Below are 17,791 nucleotides of genomic sequence, written 5' to 3' on the forward strand. Positions count from 1 at the left end.
GAAGAAACCCCGGCAGAGGACCAAGAAAATGGAAGCCTTTGTAACCACGGGTCTGGTGCTGAAGGAGACCCGCTATAAGGAATCGGACCGCATTCTGACGATCCTGACACCGGAACTGGGCGTGATCTCGGCAGCAGCGCAGAGCAGCCTGCGGCTGAAGAGCAAGCTGTTCAGCGCGTGCGGGCTGTTCTGCTACTCCGAGTTCACACTGGTGCCGGGCCGCAACATGTACACTGTGCGGGAAGCGGAAGTGAAAAATGTCTTTCACGGCATCTCGTCCAGCATTGAGGGTATGAGTCTTGCCATGTATATGGCTGAAATGGCAATGACCCTTTCGCCCACCGGGCAGGAGGCACAGCGGGAGCTTCGGCTGCTGCTCAACTGTTTCTATATGATCAGCGAGAGCAAAACGGACCTGCGGGTGATCAAGGCCGTGTTTGAACTGCGCACCATGAGCGAGTGCGGCTTTATGCCGCAGATCGTGTGCTGCCGCGATTGCAGCGCCTATGATGGTGCTGCGTTCTATCTGGATGTGCAGGAAGGCCACCTACTCTGTGCAGACTGCGCCGCAAAAGCAGGAAAGACCTGCAACCTTGATCAGGGCGCACTGTATGCGCTGCGGCACATCTGCCTCGTGGACGACAAAAAAATATTTGCATTCAAAATTTCTGTGGGCAGTCTGGAAAAGCTTTCCGCAGTGGCAGAGCGCTATGCACTGACCCACATGGACAAGCCTTTGAAAAGCTATGACTTTTTAAAGACCCTGCTGCCCTGAGCATAAAGGGAACCTATGGAAACAAGTTACTTAAAAACTCTGGAACTGGATAAGATCATCGCCCGTGCCGCAGAGGGCTGCGTGTGCAAGGAAGCGCGCGAAATGCTGCTTGCCACTCAGCCGCAGTGCGACCCGGACGAGGTGCGCTATGCGCTGGAACAGACCGATGCCATCAACACCCTGCTGATCAAAAACGGCTCCCCGCGCTTTGGCGGCGTGGAGAATGTCAGTCAGCTGGCGGCCCGCGCCGTAAAAGGCGGCGTACTTTCAATGGGCGAGCTGTTGATGGTGGCTGGTGCACTGCGCAATTTTCAGAATCTTTCAAGCTGGTATGGCGCTTCGGAGCACGACGCTCTGCCTACAGACGATCTGTTCTATGCGCTGGCACCGCAGCCGGGCCTGGAACAGCAGATCTCCAGCGCCATTCTGGCACCGGATGCCATGGCAGACACGGCCTCTCATACCCTGAACGACCTGCGCAAAAAGATCCGCGCAACGGAGAACAGCATCCGTGACCGTCTGGAGAGCATGGTCCGCAATATGGATACTTCCAAGTATCTACAGGAAAGCGTGGTTTCCATGCGCAATGGCCGGTATGTTGTGCCGGTCAAGAGCGAATACCGCGGTGAGGTGAGCGGCATTATTCATGATGTTTCGTCTACCGGAGCCACCGTCTTTGTGGAGCCGCAGGCCGTTGTGGAAGCCAATGCCCGCATTTTGCAGTACCGTGCGCAGGAAGCGCAGGAGATCGAGCGCATTCTGGTGGCCTTTACCGCACAGGTGGCCGCCATTGAGCCGCAGTTCCAGTACAGCTACAAGGCTATGCTGGAGATCGATGTTCTGCTGGCAAAGGCACGGCTGGCTTTGGATCTCAAGGCATTCAAGCCTGCTGTCCGCACCGACGATTCCTTCTCGCTGATCCGTGCGCGCCACCCGCTGATCGATCCTAAAAAGTGCGTGCCTGTGGATATTGCTCTGGGCAGAGATTACGATTCGCTGATCATCACCGGACCGAACACCGGTGGCAAAACCGTCACCTTGAAAACAGCGGGCCTGCTGTGCGCCATGGCGCAGTGCGGCTTCCTGATCCCGGCTGACGAGCGCAGCGAGATCTGCGTATTTGACGAATTTCTGGTGGATATCGGCGATGAACAGAGCATTGAGCAGAGCCTTTCCACCTTCTCCGGTCATATGAAAAAAATCACCGGCATTCTGGAGCTTGCCATGCCGCACACACTGGTGCTGCTGGACGAGCTTGGTGCCGGTACCGACCCCGCCGAAGGTGCTGCGCTGGCTGTGGCCATCATTGAAGAGCTACGCCGCCGCGGCGTGCTGCTGATGGCCACCACTCACTACGCGGAGCTGAAGGTGTTTGCTCTGGAAACCAAGGGCGTTGTCAATGCCAGCTGTGAGTTTGATCTGGAAACGCTGCGCCCGACCTATAAGCTGAGCGTCGGCGTGCCGGGCAAATCCAATGCGTTCCTCATCAGCGAAAAGCTGGGCATCCCGGAGCGCGTGATCGAAGCGGCACAGCAGCATCTTTCCGCAGAGGATAAGCGTCTGGATGCCGTTCTGGGACAGCTGGATGATCTAAAGCTGCAGCTGAAGGAAAGCCAGAACGAGGTGGAAGAGCTGAAAAATGAAGCTTCCCACCAGCTGGAAGCCGCGCAGAAAAAGCGTGATGAGCTGATCCGCCAGGGCGAAAATGAACTGGAAGCTGCCCGTGCCAAGGCTCGTGCGCTGGCACAGCAGGTGGAAAGTCAGGCTTACGCCCTGACCGATGAACTGCGTCAGCTGCAGAAGGATGAGCGCATGAGCACCCAGCAGAAAGCTCAGCGCGCCCGCGAGATCGCCAAAAAAGAATCGGAAAAGCTGTTTATCGGCTCCGAGGCTGTGCATAACCCCGTCAAGGAATTTGTGCCGCTGAAAGAGGTCAAGGTAGGGCAGGAGGTCTGCATTGCAGAGCTGAACCAGCTGGCTACCGTATTGGCCCTGCCGGATAAAAACGGCGATGTTCTGGTGCGTGCAGGCATCATCAAGACTAAAGTTCCGCTCAAGGGCTTGAAACAGCCGGAAAAGCTGGTCAAGGAAAAGAAACCGCAGACGAAAGCACAGCAGCGCTATTCCCGCCTGACCGGCGATGCCAACCGCCCGAACGGCAGGGTAGAGAGGGTACAGCGTTCCGCCAAGATGGAATGCAATCTGCTGGGCCTGACGGTGGACGAAGCGCTGCCGGAGGTGGATTCCTTTATCGACCGTGCCATCCTGAACGGACAGACAGTGGTTTATCTGATCCACGGCAATGGCACCGGTGCGCTGCGCACAGCTATCCACAAGCATCTGCGCGGCAACCGCATGGTCAAAAGCTTCCGTCTGGGCCGTTATGGCGAGGGTGAAAGCGGCGTGACCGTGGTAGAGCTGAAATAAAGAAAAAGCTATCCGAAGGATTTTTCGGGTAGCTTTTTCTCACATTGAAAGAATTTGCAGAGCAGGATCGTATTCTATAAAGAATGCTAATATAAGGATGTAAGCCAAAATGGCAAAACGATATTCCAAAGCCGCGCACTCAAAAAGACGAAAACAGACTTCTCATGTGCTCAAAAATACGGTCATTCTGCTTTTTTGCGCAGTGGGTATCTGGTTTGGCAGCTCACTCTGGCATGCAGCGCTGACTCTGCAGACAGCTCAACCAGCGGAAAGCATCGCCGGTGAAGAATTCCGTCCGCAGGTCGGTGATCCTCCTTACCGCGTGGTGATCGATGCCGGGCACGGTGGAGCAGACCCGGGTGCAAGGGGAGTGATCGAAGAAAAAGATATGACCGCAGCAACCGCCTCGGAACTGATCCGGCTGCTGCAGCAGGACTCTAATTTTATTCCGCTGCAGACCCGTGACAGCTTTGATGAAACCACTACGCCCGCCCAGCGTGCCGCCAGAGCGGACGAACAGGCACCGCAGCTGTTGCTTTCCATCCACGGCAACTCAGCTGCAAATGGCTCCACTGCATCCGGCTTTGAGTGCTATCCGGCAGTGCCGGGCCGAACTTGGCATCAGGAAAGCTTTTACTTTGCGCAGCTGCTTGCCAAAGGAATGCAGGTTGCAGGAGCATCTCTGCGTGGGCGCGGGGGAGTCCGATACATTTATTATCTGGAAAACGATCAGAAGCAACTGGTGGAAAGTACCCACACCGAGGTGCGTTCAGAGCGAAGCTTTACGTTGCTGGAAGATGTAAATTGTCCGGCAGTGCTGGCAGAGCAATGCTTTGTAACGAATGAAGCAGATGTTGCACAGTTCGGCAGCGAAGAAGGTTGTAAAAAAACAGCCCGCGTTTATTACGAAGCGATCTGTGCATACTTTGGCACACAGCCGCAGGCCGAGCAGCTTGCCGGGTTCACTTTAAATTAAAAAGTATCAGCATAGCATCACCAAGGGAGAAGAAGCGATAACATTCTGAACCCAACACCATACAGCCATCAGTATTTTAAGACCGCTGAACTCATAACCAGAAGAGAAGGGCGGTCTTATTTTTTTGAGTGTATAATTTTCGTATAATGCACGTTATGCGAAATACAGGGAAGTGAAAAATCTCTATTTTCCTGAATCTGGCCTTTTTCCGCGACCTGCGGATCTGCAGCCATCTGTAATACCGTATGATTCAACTTTTGCGTTTTTTATATTTTTGTGTCTCATTAGTATTTTGGTGCTACAATCTTTTTATGGACTTACAAATTACAAATGCTGCACAGTCTGCCGCTGCCATGCGCGCTTGCATTTTATTTTTCCAGATTCTCTTTTTATGTTGCTATAAGTTCTGTGGTCATTCTAATCTTTTTATTTTTCTGCGCACGACCATTTGCTCGTGCGATTTCAAATCGCTGGCCAGATCACAGCTTATCATTCCATTATTTATATAAATATATCTATAAAAATACCGCCGATGACATGTCCGCACCTTGGACGCGTCACAGACGGTATCGTTTCATTTTATGGGTATTCTTATGTGGTTCAGGAATTTCCGTTTCCAGCGTTCGCATCAGGCTTCATTGCAAGCACGGAAGCATCCAGCCCGATGCCATCCTGAGCCGCACCCTCAAAGGCTTTCATGGGCACAGACGAAAGTTCCTCATCCAGAGCTGAATCCTCTGCTGTCTCCCCTGTTTCCTTTTCTGTTGTATCCAAGATGCGAGAAGATGCTTTGGGCTTTTTGACCTTGCCCAGCGGGTTTTCTTCAATGGCCGCGCGCACCTGAAATTCCTGTAGGTGCGTATAAATTTGTGTGGTAGACACGTTGCTGTGGCCCAAAAGCTGCTTGAGTGTAAGGATGTCCACATTGCCGGTCTGATACATCAGAGTTGCGGCAGTGTGGCGCAGCTTATGTGTGGAAAAGCCTTTTAATCCGGCTGCTTTCATTGCACCGGTCACTAGCTGTTCTACCCTGCGGTTCGAGATACGCTCTTTGCGCCGTCGGGTAATAAAGACCGCCTTTTCCTGCGGCAGAAGCCCCTCCATCGTATTGCGTTTGCCCAGATACAGCCGCAATGCTTCCATGCAGGCATCATTCAGATAAACCATGCGCTCCTTGTGGCCCTTGCCAAACAGGCGTATCTGGCGGTTTTCCAAATCAATGTCGTCCAGATTCATGCCGACAAGCTCTGCCAGACGCATTCCACAGTTCAAAAACAGCGTCACCATGCAATAATCCCGCTCCGGAAAATCGCTTTGGGTCTGCGTGCTTTCCAATAACTCCATGGACTGCTCCGCCGTCAGATATTTGGGCAGTACCTTATCCTGTTTGGGTGGGTGGATGGCCGCAGTCGGATCTGCACCCAGCCGGTTGACCTGATTGACCAGGTAATCATAAAAGCCGTGCAGGCTTGCCAGCCGCCGGGCCGTTGAGGACTTTTTGTTGCCGCACTCGCGGTTTAAAAAGTACAGATATTCGTAGATATCCTCCTTTGTTACGGAGGCCCAGAATGCGGTGTCCAGCCCTTTGGGGTCGATATCCTTCATCTCGCTGTCTTCGGGCACAAGCCCACGGCGGCGCTTCATAAAACGGCTGAATCCGCGCAGATCACAGTAGTAGCTGAACGCCGTGTTTGCGCTTTTGCCCGCGATCACTTCCAGATAGCGGACGTATTCTACAATGTCCGGCGCAGCATCATCGAAGGGCTTGTGCTTGCCGGGATTTTTCTCGTCCAGATAGATCGACATTGTTTTTCCTCTTATAAGCGGTCAGATTTCAGGGCATTGATTGCATCGGTGATATAAGCCGCGCCGATCAGCTGCATTCCAGGATAATCTGCCGGGCTCAGATGATTCAGGCTGTGCTTCGGGATCACCGCACGTTCAAAGCCGATACGCTCTGCCTCATGCAGGCGCTGTTCCAGATTGGGTACGCTGCGCACTTCACCGCCAAGGCCGACCTCGCCAATGGCGATCAGCTTATCGCTGACGGGCCTGTCCAGCAGTGAGGAGACCATACTCAAGCAGACAGAAAGATCACAGGCAGTATCACGCAGCGCAATGCCGCCCACGATGTTGATATATACATCCAGGTTTCCAAAGAAATACCCTGCACGCTTTTCCAGCACAGCAATCAGCAGATTCATGCGGTTGTAGTCGTAGCCGCTGCAGGCACGGCGCGGTGCTGGAAAATTGGTTTTGGTTGCAAGGGCCTGAATTTCGCTCAAAATGGGACGGCTGCCCTCCATGGTACAGGCCACACAGTTGCCGGAAACGCCAAGAGGACGGCCTTCCAGCAGCATCTGTGAAGGGTTTTCGATCTCAGCAAGGCCCTGCCCCGTCATATCAAACATGCCCAGCTCATTGGTGGAGCCATAACGGTTCTTGGCCGCACGCAGGATGCGGTACGGCAGCATTTTATCGCCCTCAAAGTAAAGCACCGTATCCACGATATGCTCCATGACTTTGGGGCCTGCAATGGCACCGTCCTTGTTCACATGGCCCACAATGAACATGGGGATCTCCTGCTTTTTGGCCACGGCCAGCAGGCGGGCCGCACTTTCCTTGACCTGACTTACCGTACCGGCGGAGGACGAGATATCCATGCAGCGCATCGTCTGGATGGAGTCGATGACCACGAGATCCGGCTTTTCTTTTTCGATCAGGCCGCAGATCTCGTCCACATCATTCTCCGCTGCCAGAAAGATGTTATCCTGCGGCACTTTCAGCCGGGCAGCGCGCAGCTTGACCTGCCGCACCGATTCCTCGCCAGTGATATACAAAACGCTGTGCTGGTTGGAAATGGCACCGCACAGCTGCAGAAGCATAGTAGATTTGCCCACACCCGGCTCACCGCTCAAAAGCACAACGCCGCCCAGCACAATGCCGCCGCCAAGTACACGGTCCAGCTCCGAAATGCCGGTCAGAATACGGCTTTTTTCTTCGGTCATGCTGATCTCAGAAAGGCGTTTTGCGGTCAGGGTGGTCACCCCTTCCGGGCGGGCGGCTGCCGCCTGTTTGGCTGCGGCAGTACCTGCTTTGGGGGCTTCCGCTACAACGTCCTCGTTCATCGTGTTCCAGCTGCCGCAGCTTGGGCAGCGGCCCATCCAGCGGGGGCTTGTCTCGCCGCAGTTGGAACACACATATACAGTTTTCAGTTTTGGTTCCTTCATCAAAAAAGCTCCTGTTACATTGTCTTGGTTTTATTATTCTCTATTGTAGCATATAACAAGCAAACCCGCAAGAAAAGCCCTTGCTCAAAGCCTTGCTCAAAGCCTGCTTCCAATGCTTGCAAGCGCTGCAGAAATGCCGCACAGCGGCACAAATAACGTCAGCGTCAGCAGATACTGCCGGATGAATCCATGTGGCCGGACAATCTCCCGGTCAGGCCCTGCTGCAAAAAAGGAACAGACGCGGATCTGGCTGCTCACCCGCAGAGAATCTGTGCCGAGCGTGCACAGCCCTGCAGAAGCAGCTGCCGCAGGCAGAAATGCAAGCAGCAGAAGCCACGTTTCTCTTTTCAGTGCCGTGTCGGAAAGCAGTTGCACAAACAGCGTCCCGGTTCCCAGCCCATAGAACATCGTAAACAAAAAGATCAAAACCGGCCCAAGTGCGGAAAAGCCCATCAGGAACAGAAGGGTCGCGGCCGCAGCCAGCGTAAGATATTCCATTCCGAAAAGGCTGGCCGCAGTATGTGCATCTGCAGCAGCAAACAGGCCGCGCCAGCTTTGCAGGTAATATTGCAGCCAGTCCGGCTGCTGCTTTTCGCAGAAAGCCAGAAGCACGCCAGCTGAGCCAGAGCCAATCAGAAAGGCACAGACGAGCAGCCAGCAGGTTTTCTGCCGGGTTTCCGTATTATGTCTCTGCAGCGGTGAAGGCACTTCCGGTGCGGATCGTTCTGGCGGCAGTGTTTTCTGCGGCTGCGGCAGAAGCGCAGCTTCACCTGTGGGAAGCTGCTGCGCGGCTTCTGGCAAATGCGCTGGCGTTCCTGTTTGCTGATAGACCCACATGATCGAACCTCCTTGTTTTATTTGTTCAGCTGCGGCGCTTTTTCTCCCGGGTCACCATGCCCAGCAATCCGCCAATACTGCCGCAAAGGATCAGCACAGCAAACCGCAGCAGCGGCGGCTCTTCCGTAAGCGTACCGGAAGGAACGCTGAGCACCACGAGCAATGCTGCATAAAACAGGCCCTGTACAAGCCCACACAGCAGGCCGCGTTCCTTTTTGCAAAATGCAGCGATCCAACCGCTGCAAAGGCTCCCTGCACCAACGGCTGCTGTTGCCAGCGGCGGTGCGGCGGCACCAGAATAACCCTGTGCTGTCATCAGCGCTGCCATTGCGGCCAGCCCGCCCGCTGTGACCATAACGCCGACTGCCCCAGCCAGCAGAAGAACCCGGAGTTCCGCCGGGAAAAGATTTTTCTCAGACATAAAAACGCGCCTCCCTGCCAGTAATCTATGCAGGAAGACGCGTTTGATATGCTCTTAATTGTTTGAAGAAAAAGCTTACTTCTTGTCAGCCTTGTCCATGTTCAGCTTTTCAACAGCGGAAATTGCAGTCTTGGTGAAGCGAATCTTCACACGGTCAGCACCGGTCTCCAGAACAAAGGTATCGTCCTTGATTGCAACAACACGGCCAATGACACCGCCAATGGTGGTGACCTGATCGCCGATCTCCAGGCTGCTGCGCATTGCGGCATCCTTCTTCTCCTGCTTCTTCTGGGGACGATAGATCATGAAGTACAGCAGAACCAGCATCAGAGCCAGTGTGAAGAACAGGCTGATGTAGCCTTCGGAAGTGGTAGTCAGAAATTGCATGGGGCAAAATCTCCTCTCAAAATTCAGATAAGCTTATTATACCTTTTTAAACGACCTGTTGCAAGGCTTATTCTCAAATTCGGGTATCCAGAAGCTTTACATATTTATCGTGGAAAGCCGTGAAGGTGCCTGCATCCAGCTCATCCCGGATGCGCTCCATCAGATGGTTATAGAACCACAGGTTGTGCATGACGGCAAGGCGCATTCCCAAAATCTCCTCCGCTTTGAACAGGTGGCGGATATAGGCACGGGAATAGCTGCGGCAGACCGGACAGCCACAGGCAGGATCAATAGGGCGTTCATCGCGCTCATACTTTGCATTCTTGATGTTGATGATACCGCCCCAGGTGTTCAAGTGGCCGTGGCGTGCATTACGGCTGGGCATCACGCAGTCAAACAGATCCACGCCGCGGGAAACTGCCTCAATGATATTGCCGGGGGTGCCAACGCCCATCAGGTAGCGGATCTTATCCTTGGGCATGTGGGGCTCCACCTGACTGATCATTTCATACATCACCTCGGTGGGCTCGCCCACAGCCAGACCGCCGATGGCGTAACCGTCCAGATCAAGGTCTGCGATCTGCTTCATGTGCTCCACACGCAGATCCGCAAAGGTGCAGCCCTGATTGATGCCAAACAGCAGCTGATCGGGATTCACGGAAATGCCCTCGTGCTTCAGGCGGGCCATTTCAATCTTACAGCGTTTCAGCCAACGGGTCGTTCGTTCGCAGCTGGCCTTGGAATAATCGTGCTGTGCGGGGTTCTCTACGCACTCGTCAAAGGCCATGGCGATGGTAGAACCAAGGTTTGCCTGGATCTGCATGCTCTCTTCCGGTCCCATAAAGATGCGGTGGCCGTCCAGATGGGAGGCAAAGGTCACGCCCTCTTCGGTGATCTTGCGCAGCTTTGCCAGACTGAATACCTGAAATCCACCGCTGTCGGTCAGAATGGGGCCGTTCCAGCGGGTAAATTTGTGCAGACCGCCCATATCGGCTACCAGCTTGTCGCCGGGGCGCAGATGCAGGTGGTAGGTGTTGCACAGCATGACCTGTGCGCCAATGTCTTTCAGGTCCTGAGCAGACAACCCGCCCTTGATGGCACCGGCGGTAGCCACGTTCTGAAAAGCGGGCGTCTGCACCGTGCCGTGCACGGTCTTGAACTCGCCCCGCCGGGCGTCGTGTTCCTGCTTGAGCAGCTTATAGGTCGTCAAAGAAGGCATAGTTTTTGTTCCTTTCTGTGCACGGAAAACAGCCGTGCGATCTTCATGAAAAAGCCCGGGATCAGGCTCATCAACAACAGAATAGCGGGAAAAATAATCAAAGAATCAGCATTGCATCGCCAAAAGAGAAGAATCTATAACGTTCCTCCACAGCCACCTTATAGGCTGCCATGGTCTTTTCGTAGCCATACAGGGCCGACACCAGCATGATAAGGGTGCTTTCCGGCAGGTGGAAGTTGGTGATCAGGCCGTCGATGCAGTTGAACTTCACGCCTGGATACAGGAAGATAGAAGTGTTGCCGCTGCAGGCGCGGATCTCGCCGTACTTTGCGGCAACGGCTTCCAGCGTGCGGCAGCTGGTAGTGCCCACTGCGATCACACGGTGACCGGCAGCCTTGGTATCGCGGATCATCTGCGCGGTCTTTTCATCGATGCAGTACCATTCGCTGTGCATTTTGTGATCCGCGATCTCGTCCTCCTGTACAGGGCGGAAGGTACCCAGACCCACATGCAGGGTCACTTCGGCAATGTTCACGCCCTTGGCGCGGATGGTATCCATCAGCTCCGGCGTGAAATGAAGACCGGCCGTAGGGGCTGCAGCACTGCCAAGCTCCTTGGCATAGACGGTCTGGTACTGGCTCTGATCCTCCAACTGCTTGGTGATATAGGGCGGCAAAGGCATTTTGCCAAATTCGTCCAGCTTTTCATAAAGGGTCTCGGTATCGTAATAGAATGTAACGTACTTGTTGCCGTCCTCCATGGTCTCGTCCACCACGGCGGTCAGACTGCCGTCACCAAAGCTCACCTTCGTGCCGGGCTGCATCCGCTTGCCGGGCTTTGCAAGGCACTCCCACTGGTCGCCCTTGACCTGACGCAGCAAAAGCAGCTCACACACAGCACCGGTGGGCTGCTTGACGCCCACGATGCGGGCAGGCAGGACCTTGGAATTGTTTACCACCAGCAGGTCGCCCGGCTCTAAAAATTCCGGCAGATCGTGGAAGATCTTGTGCTGGATGCTGTCGTCTTTCTGGCTCAGCACCATCAGCCGTGCAGAGTCTCTGGGGTCAGCCGGCTCCTGTGCAATGAGTTCTTTGGGTAAATCATACCAAAAATCTTTTTTTAACATAGCGTGCAATTTGCCTTTCCGATGATTGACACGGACACCGTATCAATGATATCATAAAATCTGTATAAACAGTATCTATTATATTGCATCGCTGTCCGGTTTGCAAGCCGTGAATCTATGTAATAGAAATATTTATTGAGTTCGCTTTCACGAAAGGAAAGGTGCTGGAAATGGAAAAACAGTATAAAGTGGGTATCGTAGGTGCGACTGGTATGGTCGGTCAGCGTTTTGTGACGCTGCTGGAAAATCACCCCTGGTTCAAGCTGACCGTTCTGGCTGCATCCGGCCGCAGCGCCGGCAAGACCTATGAGGAAGCTGTCGGTCCCCGCTGGGCCATGACCTCCCCCATGCCGGAAAGTGTCAAGAAGATGGTAGTTTTGGATGCATCCAAGGTGGAAGAGGTTGCTTCTCAGGTGGATTTTATCTTCTGTGCAGTCAACATGCCCAAGGATGAGATCAAGGCTCTGGAAGAGGCCTATGCAAAGGCTGAGTGCCCGGTGGTGTCCAACAACAGTGCAAACCGCTTTACCCCGGATGTGCCCATGGTGGTGCCCGAGATCAACGCCGACCACATCGAGATCATCCCCGCACAGCGCAAGCGTCTGGGCACCAAGCGCGGCTTTATTGCCGTCAAGTCCAACTGCAGCCTGCAGAGCTATGTTCCCGCCCTGCACCCGTTGATGAAGGATTTTGGTGTCAGCAAGGCTCTGGTGTGCACCTATCAGGCCATTTCCGGTGCAGGTAAGACCTTTGACCGTATGCCCGAGATCGTGGACAACGTGATTCCCTACATCGGCGGCGAGGAAGAAAAGAGCGAGCGCGAGCCGCTCAAGCTGTGGGGCCACATTGAGGGCGACCATATCGTGAACGCCGAAAAGCCGGTGATCACCGCACAGTGCTTCCGCGTGCCTGTCTCCGACGGCCACACCGCTGCCGTGTTTGTAAGCTTTGAGAAGAAGCCCACCAAGGAGCAGATTTTGGAGGCATGGGCAAACTTCCGCGGCCCCGCACAGGAGCTTGACCTGCCCAGCGCACCCAAGCAGTTCCTGCATTACTTCACCGAGCCGGATCGTCCGCAGCCCAAGCTGGACCGCAACACCGAGAACGGCATGGCTGTGTGCATCGGCCGCCTGCGCGAGGACACCCTGTTTGATTACAAGTTTGCCTGCATGAGCCACAACACCCTGCGCGGTGCTGCAGGCGGCGGCGTTCTGCTGGCAGAGCTGCTGGCCGCAAAGGGCTATTTCGACTAAGTATATTTTGCGCAAAAGCGCATACAAAGGAGTTTTAGGCTATGAAGAATCCTGTCTTTACCGGCGCGGGTGTTGCCATTATCACCCCGATGTACGAGGACGGAAGCATCAACTTTGACGAGCTGGGCCGCATTATTGAGGATCAGATCGTGCACCATACCGATGCCATCATCATCTGCGGCACCACCGGCGAGTGCTCTACTATGACCGATGAGGAGCAGCTTGCCGCCATCAAGTATACGGTGGATGTTGTCAACCACCGCGTGCCCGTCATTGCAGGCGCTGGCTCCAACGATACCGACCACGGCTGCGCACTGGCCGCAAAGTCTGCCGAATGCGGCGCAGACGCTCTGCTGATGGTGACTCCCTATTACAACAAGACCACGCAGGCTGGTCTGGTTGCTCACTTTACCGCCATGGCTGAGGCCGGAGGCATCCCGGTGATCATGTACAACGTGCCTTCCCGCACCGGCCTGAACATTGCCCCGGAGACTGCTCTGGAACTGAGCAAGCATCCTCTGATCAACGGCATCAAGGAAGCTTCCGGCAACATCTCTCAGGTAGCCAAGATCGCACAGCTGTGCGGCGACGAGCTGAACATTTATTCCGGCAACGACGATCAGGTGGTTCCCCTGCTGGCTCTGGGCGGCAAGGGCGTGATCAGCGTCGTGTCCAATGTCAAGCCGGAGCTGGTGCACAACTGCTGCAAGGCATTCTTTGACGGCGATACCGCAAAGGCCCGTGAGCTGCAGCTGGAAATGCTGCCGCTGGCTGATGCGCTGTTCTGTGAAGTGAATCCCATCCCGGTGAAGTACGCCATGAATGTGCTGGGCTGGGAAGCTGGCGAGTGCCGTCTGCCTCTGGTAGAGCCGAGCGAGGCCCACAAGGAGCAGATTGAAAAGGCTCTGCGTGCAGAGGGTCTTATTACAGAATAAGTTTTTGGCTGCAAAATGCCCGGCGGAGCGCTCTGTCCGGGCATTTTGCGATATGCCGATATGCAAAACGGGCAGGAAAGGATAAAAATTATGACGGATATTGTGATTCAGGGCATCGGCGGCCGCATGGGCCATGTGCTGTGTGATATGATCGCACAGCGCGAGGACTGCCGCGTGATCGCAGGCATCGACCTGAAGGATGGCGAACAGAACGGCATCCCTGTGTATGACAGCCTGGAAAAGCTGGACGGAAAGGGCGATGTGATCATCGATTTCAGCTCTCCGGCCGCTGTGGAAAAGGCTCTGCCCTACTGTGAAGCTCACAAGCTGCCCATCGTGGTGTGCACCACCGGCCTTTCGGAAGAGCTGCAGCTCAAGGTGGTGCAGCTATCCCGCACGGTGCCGGTGTTCAAGAGCGCTAATATGTCCATGGGCATCAATGTGCTGTCGGAGCTGTGCAAGCGCGCTTCGGCTATTCTGGGTGTGAACTACGATGTTGAGATCGTGGAGCAGCACCACCACAACAAGCTGGATGCACCCAGCGGCACCGCTCTGATGCTGGCCGATGCCATCAACGAGCAGAATAATGGCGAATATCACTATGTGTATGATCGTTCTTCTGTCCGTCAAAAGCGCGACCCGAAGGAAATTGGTATCAGTTCCGTGCGCGGCGGCAGCATCGTGGGTGATCACGAAGTGCTGTTCTGCGGCCCGGACGAGGTGATCACTCTCAAGCACACCGCTTACTCTCGCAATATTTTTGCAAACGGCGCTGTGAATGCAGCAGTTTACCTTGCAAAAAAGGAGCCGGGCCTGTACAATATGGGTGATATGATCGCTGCACTTTAAAAAGCCTGATTGCTCTGCTTTTGGCAGAAACATGGTGGAAGGATGTGGACGCGGATGAACAAACAATCCCCGCAACAGCACCGGCGCAGACCGACTGCAAAACGCCGCGCCAAAAGGCAGGCTTTCTGGACAGCCGGAGCGATGCTGATCGTATTTCTGTTCTGCCTGCCATTGCTGCCAAAGTTCTTTCTGCAGGAAAGCATACCGACGGCAGAACCGGTGAGCACGGAAAGCTCTTCTGCAGGTTCTGCCACTGTATCACAGCCGGAAGAAGCAGAGCCTGCGCCAGAGCCGGAACCGCAGCCGCTGGTTCAGACTGTCCGCTTTTCTGCAACAGGAGATAATCTGATCCACGCTCCCATTTATAAGCAGGCGCAGCGCCGCGCTTCCGGAGAGGAAGCTTACAGTTTCGATTACTGTTACGAACATATTGCGCCTTTTTATGCACAGCATGATGTGAACTGGATCAATCAGGAAACGCTCTGCACGGATGAATTGGAGCCATCCTCCTACCCATGCTTTTCTACGCCGGGCGATTGCGCCCGTGCGCTTTACCGGGCGGGTGTGCGGGTGTTCAGCCTGTCCAATAACCACACCTACGATAAAGGCGCTTCCGGCATTGCCGCTACCCTGCGCTTCTGGGGCAGTATGCCGGAGGATGTTGTAACGATCGGTTTGTGGAAGGGAGAAAGCGACTACGGTCATGTCCCGCTGCAGACTGTCAATGGTGTAACGATCGCATATCTTTCCTACACAGAGCATACCAATGGCATCCCGCAGAACAGCTCCATGCAGGCCAATGTGATCTATACCAGCCAGACCGATGTGATCGAGCAGCAGGTAAAAGCGGCACGTCAGCTTGCAGATTTTGTGGTGGTGGGTGTGCACTGGGGCGTAGAAAACAGCCATGCCATCGCAGATCCGCAGCGAACTCTGGCGCAGAACCTTGCAGACTGGGGTGCAGACTTGATCATTGGCACCCACCCGCATGTGCTGCAAAATGCACAGTGGCTGACTGCAGCAGACGGCAGGCAGGTGTTCACGGCCTATTCTCTGGGCAATTTTATCAGCACGCAGGAAAAGCCCAATCAGCTGGTCGGCGCAATTTTATCGGTTCAGCTTGAAAAAACGACCGAACCGGACGGCACTGTCCGTTGCAGCGTGCTCTCTCCCAGACTTCTGCCGACGGTGACCCACTATGATGCAGGCAAATCCAATGTGCGTACCTACCTGTTCCGCGATTATACCGAAGCCCTTACAAAGGCCCACGGAGTACGGAAGGCGTATCCAGATTTCAGCCTGGAAATGATTCAGTCCATTGCCCGGGAAAATATCGACCCGGAGTTTTTGCAGCTTACCTGAATATTTTTGTATTGTTGAAGCCCGCCTTTCGGGCAGAACGGAGGATCCTTATGTACGGAGTATCGAAGATCAATATTGAGCCGAGCCTCATGATGATCAGTGTGCAGGATGTAGAGTTCAAGGGCAACAGCCTCGCACGTTACCTGCAGATCTTTGCAGATAACGGTGTGGTCGTAGATATGATCAGCCAGAGTGCACCCCATGGCACCACCATTGATTTCAGCTTTACCGCTTCCAGCAGTGATCTTCCGCTGGTGATGAAGGCTATTTCCGTTGCAAATCTGGACAAGGATGCCAAGGCTTCTCCGCTGATCAGCGTGGGTTATTCCAAGCTGAACCTGTTTGGTGAAGAAATGGTCACCAGCTGCGGCGTAGCTGCCCGTGCACTGAATTCTCTGGCAATGGCCGGCATTGAAGTACTGCTTATCACCACCAGCGATTTGGATATTTCCCTGCTGGTCCACGCAGAGAATGAGGATGCAGCTTACGAAGCATTGAAGAAGGCTTACGAGCTGTAAATTCTGCAAGCAAGCGAGCAATCCTCCATCAAGTGAAAAAATGCCGGTGCACTCCAAAACAGAGTACACCGGCATTTTCATGTTCAATATTTTTACAGAGTGACCTTGTGGTAGATCTTCTTGCCCTTCTTGATCACAATACCCTTTGCCAGCTGCTCAGCAGTGAAGCCAACGGTGGGAGCGGCTACCTTCTCGCCATCCACCAGAACACCGCCCTGCACGACTAGACGGCGTGCCTCGCCGTTGGATGCTGCCAGACCAGCCTTGACCATCAGGGTCAGGATGCCGATGGAGCCATCGGTCAGGTCGGCCTCGGTCAGCTGAGTAGAAGGCATGTGCTCGGTATCCATTGCGCTGCCGCTGAACAGTGCGCGGGCAGCATTCTGGGCCTTTTCGGCCTCTTCTTTGCCATGGACCATGCTGGTCAGCTCGTAAGCCAGAATCTCCTTAGCTTCGTTCAGGCGCTGATCCTTCCATGTGCTCATCTCGTCGATCTGCTCCAGCGGCAGGAAGGTGAGCATACGGATGCACTTCATCACATCGGCATCGCCCACATTGCGCCAGTACTGGTAAAACTCGAATGGACTGGTCTTGTTGGGATCCAGCCAGACGGCATTGCCGGCGGTCTTGCCCATCTTCTTGCCCTGAGAGTCGGTCAGCAGGGTGATGGTCATAGCATAAGCGTCCTTGCCCAGCTTGCGGCGGATCAGCTCGGTGCCGCCCAGCATGTTGCTCCACTGGTCGTCGCCGCCGAACTGCATGTTGCAGCCGTAGTGCTGGAACATGTAGTAGAAGTCGTAGCTCTGCATGATCATGTAGTTGAACTCGAGGAAGGACAGGCCCTTCTCCATGCGCTGCTCGTAGCACTTGGCGCGCAGCATGTTGTTCACGGAGAAGCAGGCACCCACATCACGCAGCAGTTCCACGTAGTTCAGGTTCAGCAGCCAGTCTGCATTGTTCAGCATCAGTGCCTTACCCTCAGAGAAGTCGATGAACTTTTCCATCTGCTTTTTGAAGCATGCGGCATTGTGGGCGATATCCTCTTTGGTCAGCATCTTGCGCATGTCGGTACGGCCGGAGGGGTCGCCGATCATGGTAGTGCCGCCGCCGATCAGGGCAATAGGCTTGTTGCCTGCCATCTGCAGGCGCTTCATCAGGGTCAGGGCCATAAAGTGGCCTGCGGTCAGGCTGTCGGCAGTGCAGTCAAAGCCGATGTAAAAGGTTGCCTTGCCATTGTTGATCAGGTCGATGATCTCTTCATCGGTGATCTGGGCTACCAGGCCGCGGGCCTTGAGTTCTTCATACAGAGTCATGATTTTTTCCTCCTGTTTGTGGGCAGAGGGAAAAATAAAACACCCCCTGCCAAAAATGAATTTGGCAGAGGGCGAGAAAATTCGCGGTACCACCTCTGTTTGCCGCTTCCTCACAGAAACGACCTCACGAGTGCACACCCCAGAGTAGAGAGACACTCCTGCG

General features: G+C 54.5%; 16 protein-coding genes and 1 other annotated feature (1 of these 17 cut by a window edge). Of the genes, 8 read left to right on the forward strand and 8 right to left on the reverse strand.

Features of this window, described 5'->3' with window-relative positions; translation table 11 throughout:
• Nucleotides 1-28 precede the first annotated feature (28 nt).
• The 3 genes from recO to GKG34_RS04720 all read left to right on the forward strand — a co-directional run bounded on the left by recO (nt 29) and on the right by GKG34_RS04720 (nt 4,178).
• Nucleotides 29-775: a DNA repair protein RecO gene (recO, locus tag GKG34_RS04710; protein ID WP_044953693.1), complete on the forward strand. Its 747-nt coding sequence runs from the start codon at nt 29-31 to the stop codon at nt 773-775.
• Nucleotides 776-790: 15 nt separating this feature from the next.
• Nucleotides 791-3,202 (forward strand): endonuclease MutS2, encoded by a 2,412-nt coding sequence (locus GKG34_RS04715; protein WP_005942094.1) that lies wholly within the window; start codon nt 791-793, stop codon nt 3,200-3,202.
• Between the two features lie 109 nt (nt 3,203-3,311).
• Nucleotides 3,312-4,178, forward strand: a complete 867-nt coding sequence (locus GKG34_RS04720) for an N-acetylmuramoyl-L-alanine amidase (RefSeq protein ID WP_154255693.1) — start codon at nt 3,312-3,314, stop codon at nt 4,176-4,178.
• A gap of 600 nt (nt 4,179-4,778) precedes the next feature.
• On the opposite strand, the gene GKG34_RS04725 is transcribed toward GKG34_RS04720, so the two are convergent.
• From GKG34_RS04725 to queA, 7 genes are all read right to left on the reverse strand, one after another.
• A complete protein-coding gene (locus GKG34_RS04725; protein WP_154255694.1) occupies nt 4,779-5,984 on the reverse strand; it encodes a tyrosine-type recombinase/integrase in 1,206 nt (401 codons plus the stop codon).
• Nucleotides 5,985-5,995: 11 nt separating this feature from the next.
• Nucleotides 5,996-7,408 carry a DNA repair protein RadA gene (radA, locus tag GKG34_RS04730; RefSeq protein ID WP_082210849.1) on the reverse strand — a complete coding sequence of 471 codons (1,413 nt, stop codon included), beginning with the start codon at nt 7,406-7,408 and terminating at the stop codon, nt 5,996-5,998.
• A 96-nt stretch (nt 7,409-7,504) separates the two neighbouring features.
• On the reverse strand, nt 7,505-8,245 hold the full coding sequence (locus GKG34_RS04735; protein WP_154255695.1) for a hypothetical protein: 741 nt from the start codon (nt 8,243-8,245) through the stop codon (nt 7,505-7,507).
• 25 nt (nt 8,246-8,270) lie between these two features.
• A complete protein-coding gene (locus tag GKG34_RS04740) occupies nt 8,271-8,666 on the reverse strand; it encodes a TIGR04086 family membrane protein (protein WP_154255696.1) in 396 nt (131 codons plus the stop codon).
• Nucleotides 8,667-8,741: 75 nt separating this feature from the next.
• Nucleotides 8,742-9,053: a preprotein translocase subunit YajC gene (yajC, locus tag GKG34_RS04745; RefSeq protein WP_005942086.1), complete on the reverse strand. Its 312-nt coding sequence runs from the start codon at nt 9,051-9,053 to the stop codon at nt 8,742-8,744.
• A gap of 73 nt (nt 9,054-9,126) precedes the next feature.
• The gene (gene tgt / locus GKG34_RS04750) at nt 9,127-10,272 is read right to left on the reverse strand and encodes a tRNA guanosine(34) transglycosylase Tgt (RefSeq protein WP_005942084.1); all 1,146 of its coding nucleotides are present in this window, start codon (nt 10,270-10,272) and stop codon (nt 9,127-9,129) included.
• Nucleotides 10,273-10,369: 97 nt separating this feature from the next.
• Nucleotides 10,370-11,398 carry a tRNA preQ1(34) S-adenosylmethionine ribosyltransferase-isomerase QueA gene (gene queA, locus GKG34_RS04755; RefSeq protein ID WP_005942082.1) on the reverse strand — a complete coding sequence of 343 codons (1,029 nt, stop codon included), beginning with the start codon at nt 11,396-11,398 and terminating at the stop codon, nt 10,370-10,372.
• Between the two features lie 170 nt (nt 11,399-11,568).
• Between queA and asd the strand changes: the two genes are divergently transcribed.
• From asd to GKG34_RS04780, 5 genes are all read left to right on the forward strand, one after another.
• Nucleotides 11,569-12,651 carry an aspartate-semialdehyde dehydrogenase gene (gene asd / locus GKG34_RS04760; protein ID WP_005942078.1) on the forward strand — a complete coding sequence of 361 codons (1,083 nt, stop codon included), beginning with the start codon at nt 11,569-11,571 and terminating at the stop codon, nt 12,649-12,651.
• Between the two features lie 41 nt (nt 12,652-12,692).
• On the forward strand, nt 12,693-13,586 hold the full coding sequence (gene dapA / locus GKG34_RS04765) for a 4-hydroxy-tetrahydrodipicolinate synthase (protein ID WP_005942076.1): 894 nt from the start codon (nt 12,693-12,695) through the stop codon (nt 13,584-13,586).
• Nucleotides 13,587-13,676: 90 nt separating this feature from the next.
• On the forward strand, nt 13,677-14,435 hold the full coding sequence (gene dapB / locus GKG34_RS04770) for a 4-hydroxy-tetrahydrodipicolinate reductase (protein ID WP_044953691.1): 759 nt from the start codon (nt 13,677-13,679) through the stop codon (nt 14,433-14,435).
• Nucleotides 14,436-14,489: 54 nt separating this feature from the next.
• The gene (locus tag GKG34_RS04775; protein WP_243139207.1) at nt 14,490-15,797 is read left to right on the forward strand and encodes a CapA family protein; all 1,308 of its coding nucleotides are present in this window, start codon (nt 14,490-14,492) and stop codon (nt 15,795-15,797) included.
• 50 nt (nt 15,798-15,847) lie between these two features.
• The gene (locus GKG34_RS04780) at nt 15,848-16,315 is read left to right on the forward strand and encodes an ACT domain-containing protein (protein WP_097775498.1); all 468 of its coding nucleotides are present in this window, start codon (nt 15,848-15,850) and stop codon (nt 16,313-16,315) included.
• Nucleotides 16,316-16,407: 92 nt separating this feature from the next.
• Here GKG34_RS04780 and tyrS read toward each other — a convergent pair whose 3' ends face one another.
• Complete coding sequence (gene tyrS / locus GKG34_RS04785; RefSeq protein ID WP_044953690.1) at nt 16,408-17,628, reverse strand: tyrosine--tRNA ligase; 1,221 nt, start codon at nt 17,626-17,628, stop codon at nt 16,408-16,410.
• A 64-nt stretch (nt 17,629-17,692) separates the two neighbouring features.
• Nucleotides 17,693-17,791, reverse strand: a binding site (T-box leader); it runs 157 nt beyond the window's last position.

It is taken from the genome of Faecalibacterium sp. BIOML-A4 (assembly GCF_009679665.1).
Taxonomy (GTDB): domain Bacteria; phylum Bacillota; class Clostridia; order Oscillospirales; family Ruminococcaceae; genus Faecalibacterium; species Faecalibacterium taiwanense.